The sequence below is a fragment of the Psychroflexus planctonicus genome (genome assembly GCF_014640195.1).
In the GTDB taxonomy this organism is placed as follows: domain Bacteria; phylum Bacteroidota; class Bacteroidia; order Flavobacteriales; family Flavobacteriaceae; genus Psychroflexus; species Psychroflexus planctonicus.
Genome location: NZ_BMGM01000014.1, coordinates 37,718 through 50,597, shown reverse-complemented (window position 1 = coordinate 50,597; position 12,880 = coordinate 37,718). Strand labels below are relative to the sequence as shown.

At 34.9% G+C, this 12,880-nt stretch carries 7 protein-coding genes; 1 reads left to right on the top strand and 6 read right to left on the bottom strand.

Going from position 1 to position 12,880, the window contains the following annotated elements:
* Positions 1-158: 158 nt before the first annotated feature.
* The 6 genes from IEV72_RS13205 to IEV72_RS13180 all read right to left on the bottom strand — a co-directional run bounded on the left by IEV72_RS13205 (position 159) and on the right by IEV72_RS13180 (position 9,800).
* The gene (locus IEV72_RS13205; protein WP_188459596.1) at positions 159-1,316 is read right to left on the bottom strand and encodes a cytochrome-c peroxidase; all 1,158 of its coding nucleotides are present in this window, start codon (positions 1,314-1,316) and stop codon (positions 159-161) included.
* On the bottom strand, positions 1,317-2,798 hold the full coding sequence (locus IEV72_RS13200; protein WP_188459595.1) for a hypothetical protein: 1,482 nt from the start codon (positions 2,796-2,798) through the stop codon (positions 1,317-1,319).
* The gene (locus IEV72_RS13195) at positions 2,785-4,251 is read right to left on the bottom strand and encodes a RagB/SusD family nutrient uptake outer membrane protein (RefSeq protein ID WP_188459594.1); all 1,467 of its coding nucleotides are present in this window, start codon (positions 4,249-4,251) and stop codon (positions 2,785-2,787) included. The genes IEV72_RS13200 and IEV72_RS13195 overlap by 14 nt, the downstream gene beginning before the upstream one ends.
* 4 nt (positions 4,252-4,255) lie before the next feature.
* On the bottom strand, positions 4,256-7,312 hold the full coding sequence (locus IEV72_RS13190; RefSeq protein ID WP_188459593.1) for a SusC/RagA family TonB-linked outer membrane protein: 3,057 nt from the start codon (positions 7,310-7,312) through the stop codon (positions 4,256-4,258).
* Positions 7,313-7,371: 59 nt separating this feature from the next.
* Positions 7,372-8,790, bottom strand: a complete 1,419-nt coding sequence (locus IEV72_RS13185; RefSeq protein WP_188459592.1) for a T9SS type A sorting domain-containing protein — start codon at positions 8,788-8,790, stop codon at positions 7,372-7,374.
* Positions 8,791-8,990: 200 nt separating this feature from the next.
* A complete protein-coding gene (locus tag IEV72_RS13180) occupies positions 8,991-9,800 on the bottom strand; it encodes a UbiA prenyltransferase family protein (RefSeq protein WP_188459591.1) in 810 nt (269 codons plus the stop codon).
* 127 nt (positions 9,801-9,927) lie between these two features.
* On the opposite strand from IEV72_RS13180, the gene gcvP reads away from it, so the two are divergent.
* Positions 9,928-12,777: an aminomethyl-transferring glycine dehydrogenase gene (gcvP, locus tag IEV72_RS13175; RefSeq protein ID WP_188459590.1), complete on the top strand. Its 2,850-nt coding sequence runs from the start codon at positions 9,928-9,930 to the stop codon at positions 12,775-12,777.
* The last annotated feature ends 103 nt before the right edge of the window (positions 12,778-12,880 follow it).

Here is a 12,880-nt window from a genome sequence, read left to right as displayed (position 1 = left end):
TAAATATTTTTACAAAACACTCTACATTACCAAAACCAAACATCATAGCGAACTTGCGGGGCGCAAAAATACAACCTTTTTGCAATACAAAACAAATGTTTTTAAGGAAATAATTGAGGGAATTTTGAAATATTAATACTAGATTGATTTTCTGCGAATTAAGGCTCCACTACTAAATCTGTTTTATCAGAAGTAGTGTACTGAGAAGATAATGTTTTTAAAAATTGAATGATATGACCTACTTCTTCATTTGTTAATTGAAGGGGTTCTAGAATTTCTGAACTCTTTAAAAAGGCAATTCTTTTATCATTGGTTTTTAAGTGTTTTTTAGATATCGGAGCAGGATTACCATGATTATAGTATTGAACTACATCTTTTAAAGTTGGAAAATTGCCATGATGCATCCACGGCCCTGTAAGTTCTATTTCTCTTAAAGTAGGTGTTCTAAACTTACCTAAATCTGTTGTATCTTTAGTAATATTAAACAATCCTAAATCTTCGTGTCGAGAACCTAACAATGTTTGACCATCATTATGAAATTGATTATCGCTAAAATAAGGAGTATTGTGGCAACTTATGCAATTGGCTTTGGTTCTGTATAAATGCAAGCCTAAAACTTCTTCATCAGAAAAAATAGTATCGTTGCCTTTAACAAATTGATCAAACTTACTGTCTTTGCTTTGTATGGTACGTTGGAAAGTGGCTATTGCTTTGCGTAAATTTTCATCAGAAACTTTCCCGTCTTCAAATGCAGCTTTAAATTTTTCTTGATAATAAGGTAAACTAGCTATTTGACTTAATGCTATTCCAAAATCTTGATTCATTTCAGTGGGGTCTTCAATTGGAAAAGAAACTTGTTCTTCCAAAGTTTTTACTCGTCCATCCCAAAACAAAGAACTGGAATGTGCTATATTTATAATGGTCATAGCATTTCGTTTCCCCATGATTCCCTTGTGGCCTATAGACTTTTCAATTCCATCTGTCCAGCCTTTTTTGGGATTATGACAGGATGCACATGCTATCTGACCGCTAGAAGAAAGTCTTGGGTCGAAAAATAAATCTTCTCCTAGAGTTGCTTTTTCTTTTGTGTAAGGATTGTTTTCTGGAAATACAACATGTGGTAATGCTCCGATATCTTCAAACGAAGATACATCAACAGATTCATGCAAATTTGGGTTAGGCCAATTTTCATTGTTTCCTGAAGAGTAAACTTCTCGTAAATACGAAACATCTTCGTAATCGCTCTTAGAATCTTGATTGCATGAAACCAAAAACAATACAAATGTAAAAGATAAATAGGTGAGAAATTGCTTCATTTAAAATTCGTAATAGGGAGAACAGATTTCATCTAGATTTTCTGGGTCTCCAGATACATTTAACGAATATACGAAAATATGCTTTTCAACTAAAGGATTTCCATTAATTTCTGTTTCATCACAAATTAGTGTCAGGTCCATTTCCCAAGCATTAAAGTTTTCATTAAATGAATAACTTCCGCTTCCGCACATCGGTACATTTATTAGGTTTTCATCGACAAAAAATTGTAAGGTTCTTGGAATAACTCTAACCACTCCTGTATTTGTAAGGTTAGGATCGGGGAAAAATTCAACTGCTTCGTTAATTGCATAAGCTGGAGAAAAAACACTTGCTCCATCGTAGTATCTTCTAAGATTAAATGGATTGGTTCCTACAATATCTCCGTTTGGGTTTGCAATGATGCTTCTGAAACCAATTTTAAAACGGTGGTAGCCTTCTCCATTATCAAATTCACTTCCTGTTTCTACATCAACAGGTCTGGTAAAGGCTTGATAGCTTTGCCAATCGCATTCTCCATCTACTTCATCAAAGTACCAAGCTCTACCAAAAGTACGGTGAAAATTGTTATTTGCATTGTACCAATTTGTTGCGGGGTCGCCTTCTCTAGTTACATCTAAGCTTCCTTCTTTGGTGAAGTTAATCGACCTATTTCCTTGTCGTATAAATTCTTCAGAATTTACCTGTCTCAAATTTAGATTTAAATTAGATTCGAAATCTCCTACGTCTTCAACTATAGTAAAGCGTACTTCAACTGAGTTAGACAAACCTTCAAATGGGATGAGCTCTACTGAAAAGTCGAATTCGCTAAATGGATTTGCATCACAAACAAAATTGATGAATTCCGAATCAAAAAAATCAAACTCTGAAATCTCTTCAAAACTAACTAATTGATCAAACAGAATTGAAAAAGTAAATTCTTCATTTTGATTACCTTGTATATTGAAATCTACATCTTCAAATTGGTAAACAATAGGCTGTGTATTTTCAATAAAAACGGTGAAGCTGCTTAAATTATTTTGTTCTCTAGGATAACCTAAGTGAATATCTTCATCAGATATTTGATTCAATTCGATTTCTATGATAGCTCCTGAAAGGTTATTGAAACGTTGCTGCGGAACAATTGTAATGGTATCTGAAAATTTAGAATTATTAAAATTCAACTGATTGTTATTCGGCAAAAGAAGTAGATTTTCAGTTTCTAGTCCATCGATGCTAACCGAATAATCAAGGTTTAGATTTTCAATATTCTTTGAAGTACTCAACACTAAAGGTAACTTTAAGGTGTCTCTTTTATCTAATGTATAAGAAAAAACTTCTAAGGCATTATTGGATTGTTGTGGAAATACTAAAGGGTTTCCGTTGTTGTCCAACATTAAACTAAAGCGCACAAATTGGTCTTGCAAAACCGGTCTATCGTCTTCTTGGCATGAGCAAAAAGACAAGACGAATAGTAAAATAGAAACAACTTTAATAGCCTTCATTTTGTTCCATGTTTTCGTTAATCAATTCGCTTGCAAGCGGTATAGGCATAATAAACCTAAAATTTGGGTAATTTACGTTACAGTTTCCAATCGTACAACCATCGTTTCGGATTAAATCCTTTTGGTTACGCATTAAATCGAAAAACAAATGACCTTCAAAAGCCAATTCTCTCCTTCTTTCAAGCAAAATTTCTTCCACTAAATCTTCTCCTGATAAGTTGATTGGTCCTGCATTTGGATTGGCCCTTAATCTTATTTGCATAAGATCTGCAATAGCGGCTGTTTCATTACCCAACTTAGCATTGGCTTCTGCCCTATTCAGATACATTTCGGCTAAACGCATAAACATCGTACCGCTATCTCCTGGGTATTTTCTTACAAAATGATAAGGCAAAGCTTCCACTCCATCTGGAGTTTCAGTATTTATTTCGAAGGTTTCTAGCAAACCGCCCAATCCACGAATATCATTTTCTTCATACAACTCAACTAAATCTAGCGAAGCGGAATACCTTTCATTATCGATTACTTCACCATCATTATTAGTAATAATTGCATAGTAACCTGAAACACTTGAGCGAGTTGTTCCATCATCGCTCGAAATGGGTGGTGTGAATTCTAATAAAGTCTCAGAAATGGGTGAAAATTGTGACCATTGATTCACCAATTCTTCTCTTGGAGTAAGCTGGCTTTGTTGGCTCAAGACTTGAGATGAATATGTTATTGCATCTTCCCATCGGTTAGCATACAAGTACACTCTAGAAAGTAAAGCGCGAGTGTTTAAAGCATTAAAATAACTTATTGAAGCACCAAAGTCTATGGCGGAAGTAGATGTGTATAATTGAAGCGCATCTTGTAAATCTGCTTCAATTAAATCGAAAGTTTCTTGCACGGTATTCCTTGAAGGAAAGTCTACTCCAGCTTCTAAAATATCCATGGCGTAAACAATGCCAAGATGAGATGCATCTGCGGTAAAATTATAATCTTGAGCAAATAAATTAAGCAATTCGAAATGAGCTGAAGCTCGAATGCTCAAACACTCCGCTTTAATTTGATTTATTTTTTCAGGTGATGCATCGGGTAAATCGTCTACATTCAACAAAATTTGATTAACAGAATAAATCAATTGATACATTCCGTTGTAATAAGAAGTATAAGTTGCTGCATTTGCTTCTTCATTTAAAGTGTAAACCGTTTCAAATAAAGGGTCGATATTGGGAATTCCTTGTTGGTTGGGAGCAAATTTCACATTACCACCAAAAGCATCAGCAAATACAAAATGTATGCTCGATTTTAACTCTTCATATTCTCGATACGAGCCGTTCAAAGCTTGTAAAACTCCTTCAAGCGAACTGAGTTGCTGCTCGGTTGAAGTTTGTTCAACGGGGTCACGATCTAAAAAATCGCTACAGCCCAGAATTGCAAAAATCGATATGAATAGAATTACTTTTTTCATGTTATTATATTTTTACACTTGCGCCAATGGTTATGGTTCGCATTTCTGGATACCTAAATCTCAACTCTCGTATTCCATTTTGGCCTTTTGGGCTTCCGTTTTTGTACCAATACGCAATGTTATCCATATTTACAAAAATGGCTGCTGCTTTCAACTTTAAGCGTTCGACAAATGCAGGTTTTAGGTTGTAATTGATGGTTAAATTTTGAAATTTAATATGCGATGTATCATACACATAACGAGAAGTGTTTGAAAAAATAGGTTGTCCAGCTCCCGGTCTTGGGTTTCTGGCAACATCACCCGGTTGTTGCCAATAGTCTAAGGTATTTACAATCATATTTCTGGTTGGTAGCAATTGGTCTGTACTTTCTAAATCTCGACTCAACAAAATATCTTCACCCCAAGAATACAAAAATCTTGCTCGAATACTCCATTGTTTATGAATGACAAAGGAATGTTGAAAGCTACCAAAAAAACTAGGCAAGCGATCACCGATAATTTCCCAGTCTTGATTATCAAATAACTCTCGATAGGTTGCACCATCGTAAACTTGACCGTCTTTGGTAAAAAGCTCTCTTCCAGTTGCAGGGTCAATGCCGATAAAATTCAAACCCCAAATTGCAGTTGTACTTTCGCCAACCCTTAAAGCTGATGCACGTTCAGCCGATGAAAAGGCAGAACTTAAATTCTCTATGGTTAATACTTCATTTGCATTTCTGGAGAAAATAAAGTTGAAATCGTATTTAAAATTTTCTTTTTCAACAAATTTGACTCTAAGTGAAATCTCCACTCCTTGGTTCATCATGCTTCCTGTGTTGGCTTGTACTGTTGTAAAACCGCTTTCAGGAATAATATTGGTTGAACTAATTATGTCAGTAATAACATCTCGGTAATATTCTATGGTGAAGTTTACGCGCTTTTTCCAAAAATTAAGGTCTAAACCAGTATTGAATTTAATGTTTCTCTCCCATGACAACCTAGGATTAGGTGCAGATTGTGGAAATGCACTTATGCCACCATTGTATCCATCAAAATCCAATACATCTATATTGTACAAACCACGCGCTCTAAAACTTCCGATTCTGGAATTTCCTGAAGAGCCATAACTTGTTCTCAAGCGTAAGAAATCAATGCCATCGATTTTTTCAAAAAAATCTTCTTTTGAAATGACCCAACTTACCCCCAAAGCTCCATTAATAGCTGCATTTACATCACCACCAAAAGCTGAACTTTGATCTTGCCGTAGACTACCTGTTACAAAATACTTTTTTTGATAATCGTAATTTAATTGAGAAAAAATTGAAGTTCTAGCATTTTCTGAAGTAAATGAAGCTTTCCTTACATCGTTAGCATCTTCAAATGAAGCACTTCTGGTTTGTTCTATAAATCCACTTCCAAAAGTTCTTTGGTTGGTGATGTTTTCTTCGGCGGCTTCAAAACCTAAGATTCCATCGATAGAATGATTTTCGTCTATTTCTTTCTGGTAAGAAACAATTTGATTGAAAGTGTAACGTTGGTTATTTCTATTGAAATTTACTTTTCTTCCCCAGTTGGGGTAAGTTTCTCCGTCAGCATCAAAAAAACCACTAAGTCTACCTGATGCATTTTCACCTGAAAAAAAACGGTCCTGGTCTTTTTCGGTATAGTCTAAACCTAAAATGGTTTTAACCGACCAATTTTCGTTTATTTGGTAATTCAAATTTAAACTTCCTAATAAACCAATTGTTCGGGCATCTGATTGATTTTGTTCTAAAACCGCTAAGGGATTTCCCAAAACTCCGGTATCGATAATAGTAAAGCTTCCGTCTTCTTGAAAAGGTGAAACGTTGGGCGGTAAGGGAAAACTAAAAAGCGAATTGGGATTGGTTTTGTTAACCAAGGTTGGCACCAATCTGAAATCTGCTGAGAATTTTTCTTTTTTGTAGCTCACTCCAAAAGTTCCTGACAAATTGCTGAAAGAATTACCCACCTGTGCTTCATCGTTCAGCAAATAAGAAATGGAACTTCTAAAACCAAAATCGCCTTTTGAACCAGAAACTCCAACACGTGTTCTGCTAAATGAGCCGGTTTCATTCATTAAATCAAACCAATTTGTGTTGATTGTTGATGATCCTGCTAAGTTGGTCGCGTTGGCTAAAGATTCTCCATTGTTTAGATAATATTGAACCAAAACAGAATGGTATTGCGGGCCTGATAAATAACCTATTTCGTTTATAGGGTTTGAAAATCCAGATTGTTGAGAAACCGTAACATCAAAAGCTTTTGACTTTCCCTTTTTGGTGGTGATTAAAATTACTCCATTTGCTCCATCTGCTCCGTAAACACTAACCGCGGCTGCATCTTTTAAAATGGAAATACTTTCAATTTCTTCAGGTGGAATTTTGGTTAAGGGATTTAAAAATTCTTCTCCAAAGCGACTACCGCCATCAAAAAGTTGATCGTCAAAACCGTTTTCTTCTGAAAGGATTACACCATCAACAATAATCAAAGGTTGAGCTGAAGCATTTAGTGAATTTCCAGTTAGAGAAGTAAAGGTACCTTGTCCCCGAATGTTGATTTGCGTGGCCGTACCCAATTGAGAATTAGCTTGAATTTGCACTCCGGGTGCAATTCCTTCAATCATTTTATCTACCGATTCAAAGCTTTGCAAGGTGTTGATGTCTTTGTTAGAAAGCTGTGTAATACTTCCAACCACTTCTTCTCGCAACTTGTTGGTACCGTAAGAACTGGTAATTACTACTTCACCTAATTCATCTTCAGATGGTTCCAGATAAATGCTAAATGTATTTTTGGAACCCACTTTTATGGTTTTGGATTTAAATCCTAGATAGGAGATAATCAATTCAGTTTCTTCAATATTGTCGGCGATGAGTTGATAAATAAACCTTCCATCAAAATCGGTTATCGCGCCCTTTTTTGTTCCTTTAACCGTAATATTTGCAGACGGTAACGGAATTGAATCTTGTGCGCTAAAAACCTTTCCGGTTATTCTTCGGGACTGTTGTGCTTGCGTAAAGTTGACCAAGCTAATGAATAATATGGCTGTAAAAAGATATTTCATATACAATTTGCTCGTCTGCAACAGATACAGACAAGCAAGTTTGAAAAATTAATGTGTTATTACTTTACAGTAAGCTTAAAAGTTTTGTTGAAGTTAGCCTGGTCAACTACTTTCAAAAGATACATTCCTTGTTGTAGATTGGTTTGTATGCTTTGGTTGTTGATTTCGCCTTGCTGAATTAGTTTTCCTTGTAAATTGAAAAGTTGATAATTGGCATCTGGCAAGTCTTGGTTAAAATTGATTTGGTTTTGCACCGGATTTGGATATACTTCCAATTCATTTAAAGGATTGATTTGCACTACCGATAAGCTTTCAGGATCGAAGGAATACAATTCATTTCCGGTTACGTTTTCTTCTTCACCTCTAAAAAAGATGCGGTTATCAAAAACAGCGAGTTCAGATACACTTATTATAAAATCATCCAACTGTTCAACTGTAATTCCGTCTGTTCTCCATAAATGATCCTCAGTGTCTTCTCCATCTCTACCTGCATAATACATAAACCCATCATGAATTACAAAATTAGATGGTCTGTGATCATCGTTTCCTCCGGAAACACTTGAAAGTTGGGTGGCATCATCTGCCACAGGATCGTACTTCCAAAGTTCTCTTCCATCATCGTTGTTTCCTTCAAAATAAAGATTTCCTTCCCAGACAAATAAGTCATCTACTTCAAGGTTTTCATTTTCGGTAGCTGCTATTTTTAGAGTTCCTGTTTCTGTTCCATCTGTTTTCCATAATTCATTTAAAGCTTCAAAATACACTTCGTTATCAAGGTTTACAAAATTGGATAGATTAGAATTCTCATCTCCTGGATTAATGTCTTTTACCAATTCAAAAGTTTCATCAGGAATAGAATATTTGTATAATTCTCTACCAACATCGGTTGGTTCTGTTGTTAAATTCATGTAAACTAAAAGATGATCGCCTAATCCGATAAATTGCCCACCTAATACAACTTCGTCTCCACTACCTGGAACTTCTCCACCGGTTGTTCCGTCAAATTCAATTAAACGGTTGAATGTAAAATTACTATCGAATCCTGCAAAATATATTTTACCATTATGAACCACTGGATTAAACAAACCAGAAAATTGATTTCCGTAAAGCGATTCGCTACTTACTTCTACTCCATCGTAAGAAAACAAATCTACGCCTCCAACATTTACATCAAATGCGGTAAAAAACAATTTTCCATCAAAAAGCGTCAAATTATTAGGAGTTGAATTACTACCTGGACGTAAATCTACTACTAATTCTGCACCATCATCTATGGTAAATTTAAACAATTCGTTTCCGCTTCCACCACTACTAGAAGTACCATTTGATGCTCTAAAAATTAATTCACCATCATACTCGGTAAGCTGTGTAGGTGTTGAATTACCGTCTCCAACATTAATATCCGCTTCTAAAACAGGGTTTTGAGCAGTGGTCAGAAAGAACGTCATAAACAAACTAAAAAAGTAAATTTTATTCATATTTGGGAATTTTAAATTAATTGAATTGCAAATATATTTATTTTTATTAAATCTAAATAAGATATAAACTCAAAACAATCAAACTTTAGAAACAAATTACCTATTTTTAAATCAATTATTCACAAACTAATTGATTTATTTTTACAAAAAAATTTCCACTAAAGCCAATAAAGCAAATATTTCTATCAAAAAAACATAAATCATGAGCCAAAAATTAAATTCATTACAAGTGCACAAATTGGAATAGCTTCAACCCAAAAAGCAGCATAATACCTACCTTGATTTTTCTTGCTTAATATAATTGATACTCCCAAAAGCATCGAAAATATAATTGTGAATATGAAATTAATTTCTTCAATGAAAATTGCAATCAGTAAACTAAAAACAAGAAATAAAACACCAACTAACTTGGTTTCCCAAACACCTAAAACCTGCGGTAAAGTGAGTAAGCTATTATCATCGAAGCGAAAATCTCTAATTTCAAAAGGAATCATTAAAGCCACTACAAATAAAAATTGTTGGAAAAATTGAAAGTAAATTAACTCATCGGTTTGAATCCCGAATTCAAAAAAAGGAAGTAAAACCACTGTAGAAGACCAAACCAAAGCAATTACAAAAACTTTAAAACCGCTTAAGTTTCTTAAATTTTTTCCATTTTTAAAAATAGGAAAAGCATATATAAAATTGAGTAATGCTAAGCCCAATAGCAAGTATAAACTTTCCTGTTGCAATTGAAATAAGTAATAAAGCATGGCTATAAACACCAAAGCCGAAAACAACTGTATTGCTTTTAACTGTTTTGTTAACCTGTAGTGATACAACTTAGCCACACCTGCGTATTTCACAAAATTATAGCCAGAAATGCTTGCAAGAAATGTAAAAATTAAAAGATTAGAATCTGGATTTAATTGCCATTCTTGCATTCTTAAAAACAGGAAAGCAACCACTGCTAAAGCAACATGAAAGCTGGAATGTATATAAAAATGAAAAATGCCCTTCAGTATTCTCATATTGCAAAGCTAACTTAAAATAAAAGTAGTTAACAAATGGTTGAAAAACTTCTAATCAGAAAGTATTTATTTAACAAAAGTTTCCTTTCTAAAAAGCTATTTTTGCGCGAAACTTTAAGCTAAATTCATGAACACAAATATTTTTGCTTCACGACACATTGGTGTAAGACCAGATGAATTACCCGAAATGCTCGAATCTATTGGAGTTGAGTCTTTAGGTCAATTAATTTACGAAACCATTCCCAATGATATTCAGTTAGACGCAGACTTAAATCTTCCTCCTGCTTTAAGCGAGTATGAGTTTGCAAATCACATCCAAAACTTAGCTCAAAAAAATAAGGTATTTAAATCCTACATTGGTTTGGGTTACCACGAAGCAATTCTACCGGCAGTTATACAACGTAATGTCTTAGAAAACCCAGGTTGGTATACAGCTTACACGCCTTACCAAGCAGAAATTGCGCAAGGTAGATTAGAAGCTTTGTTGAATTTCCAAACCATGATTAGCGACTTAACTGGAATGGAGCTACCCAATGCTTCGCTTTTAGATGAAGCTACCTCAGCAGCGGAAGCAATGACGCTTCTATATGCGGTGAGAAGTAAATCAAAGAAAAAAGCAAAAGCCAATAAATATTTTGTATCAGAAGAAGTTCTTCCACAAACCTTAGCACTGTTACAAACAAGAGCTGAGCCACTTGAGATTGAATTGGTTATAGGCAATCATGAAAATTTTGATTTTTCAGAAGAATTCTTTGGTGCCGTATTGCAATATCCAGGAGTAAAAGGAAAAGTATATGATTACGAAGCATTTTGTAAAAAAGCCATAGAAACTGACATAAAAATCGCCGTTGGGGCTGATATTTTAAGTTTAGTTGAACTTGAAGCACCAGGAGATTGGGGTGTTGATGTAGTGTATGGAACCACGCAACGCTTTGGAATTCCCTTAGGTTACGGCGGTCCACACGCAGCTTATTTTGCAACTAAAGAAGAATACAAAAGAAACATTCCAGGTAGAATTATTGGTGTAACCAAAGACCTTGATGGCAATCCATCTTTACGCATGGCATTGCAAACCAGAGAACAACACATTAAGCGCGACCGTGCTACTTCTAACATTTGTACTGCTCAAGTATTGTTAGCTGTTATGGCAAGTTTTTATGCTGTTTACCACGGACCAAAAGGCTTAAAGTTTATTGCAAACCAAGTTCACAAAAAAGCCGTAAGCTTAGCCAATCAATTAGAAAAATTTGGCATTTATCAGGAAAATGAATTGTTTTTCGATACCATTTCATTGAAAACAAATGCTAAGGCTATCGAAAAAGTTGCAACAGCAAATGGAATCAACTTTTATTATCCAGATGAAGAAACAGTGGTTATTTCTATAAATGAAACTACTTCTGTTGAAGACTTGAATAGCATTATAGCTGTTTTTGCTGAAGCGCTTCAAAGTGAAAACAAACAAATTAAAGATTTACTTCCTAGCATAATTGAAACTTCAGCATTAAAAAGAACAACTGCTTTTTTAACCCACGAAGTTTTTAATTCTTTTCATTCAGAAACTTCTTTAATGCGTTATATCAAACGTTTAGAACGCAAAGACTTAGCTTTAAACCATTCCATGATTTCATTGGGTTCTTGTACCATGAAATTGAATGCCGCTTCAGAAATGCTTCCGTTAAGTAATCCGCAATGGGGAAATATTCATCCTTTTGTTCCTGTAGAGCAAGCAGCAGGATATCATGAAATGCTAAACCAATTAGAAGATTATTTAACTGAAATTACTGGTTTTTCAGCTACTTCACTTCAGCCCAATTCAGGTGCCCAAGGAGAGTTTGCTGGATTGATGGTAATTAAAGCTTATCATGAAGCCAATAATCATTTCAACCGAAATATTTGCTTAGTTCCTTCTTCTGCTCACGGGACAAATCCTGCTAGCGCAGTAATGGCAGGAATGAAAGTAGTAGTGGTAAAAGCAACTGATAAAGGAAATATTGATATAGAAGATTTAAAAGCAAAAGCAGAAAAACACAGTGAAAATTTGGCTGCTTTAATGGTAACCTATCCATCTACGCATGGCGTGTTTGAATCTTCAATTAAAGAAATTACTGGAATTATTCATGAACATGGTGGTCAAGTATATATGGATGGCGCTAACATGAATGCGCAAGTGGGCTTAACTAGTCCTGGAAAAATCGGCGCAGATGTTTGTCATTTAAATTTACATAAAACATTTGCTATTCCACACGGTGGTGGTGGTCCTGGAGTTGGTCCTATTTGTGTAGCTAAACAATTGGTTCCTTTTTTACCTTCTAATCCGGTAGTAAAAACAGGCGGAACAAACGCTATTTCAGCTATTTCTGCTGCTCCTTGGGGTTCTGCATTGGTGTGCTTAATTTCTTATGCATATATTAGAATGTTGGGTGCAGAAGGTTTAAAATCTTCTACTGAATACGCCATTTTAAATGCCAACTACGTTAAAGCAAAATTAAATCAGCATTACCCAAGCTTATATTCTGGAGAACGTGGAAGAGCTGCTCACGAAATGATTATTGATTGTAGAGATTTCAAAAAGAATGGCATTGAAGTTAAAGACATTGCAAAACGATTAATAGATTATGGCTTTCATGCACCAACGGTTTCTTTTCCAGTGGCTGGAACCATGATGATTGAACCTACTGAAAGTGAAGGAAAAGCAGAATTAGACCGTTTTTGTGAAGCTATGATTTCTATACGAGAAGAAATAAATACGTGTACAAAAGAAGAAAAGGAAAACATTTTAACCAATGCACCGCATACGCAAACTATGCTTACATCAGATCATTGGGATTTTTCATACACCAGAAAACAAGCTGCTTTCCCTCTGCCTTTTGTGGAAGCCAATAAATTTTGGCCAAGTACGCGTCGCGTAGATGAAGCTTATGGAGATAGAAATTTAATGTGTACTTGTGCTCCAATTGAAGATTACATTATGGAATAATTGTTTAAAATCAAGGATAAATTGAACTTCTTCAATTAGCGCTTTAAAGTTCATTTAAACTAAATTTAATATGCATGCCGTAAATCTTGAAATTAGATTTACG

What these genes read in the sequence shown, in the direction of transcription:
- IEV72_RS13195 (WP_188459594.1), bottom strand. Translation starts at nt 4,251, where the DNA reads ATGAAAAAAGTAATTCTATTCATATCGATTTTTGCAATTCTGGGCTGT.
- IEV72_RS13190 (WP_188459593.1), bottom strand. Translation starts at nt 7,312, where the DNA reads ATGAAATATCTTTTTACAGCCATATTATTCATTAGCTTGGTCAACTTT.
- IEV72_RS13205 (WP_188459596.1), bottom strand. Translation starts at nt 1,316, where the DNA reads ATGAAGCAATTTCTCACCTATTTATCTTTTACATTTGTATTGTTTTTG.
- IEV72_RS13200 (WP_188459595.1), bottom strand. Translation starts at nt 2,798, where the DNA reads ATGAAGGCTATTAAAGTTGTTTCTATTTTACTATTCGTCTTGTCTTTT.
- IEV72_RS13180 (WP_188459591.1), bottom strand. Translation starts at nt 9,800, where the DNA reads ATGAGAATACTGAAGGGCATTTTTCATTTTTATATACATTCCAGCTTT.
- gcvP (WP_188459590.1), top strand. Translation starts at nt 9,928, where the DNA reads ATGAACACAAATATTTTTGCTTCACGACACATTGGTGTAAGACCAGAT.
- IEV72_RS13185 (WP_188459592.1), bottom strand. Translation starts at nt 8,790, where the DNA reads ATGAATAAAATTTACTTTTTTAGTTTGTTTATGACGTTCTTTCTGACC.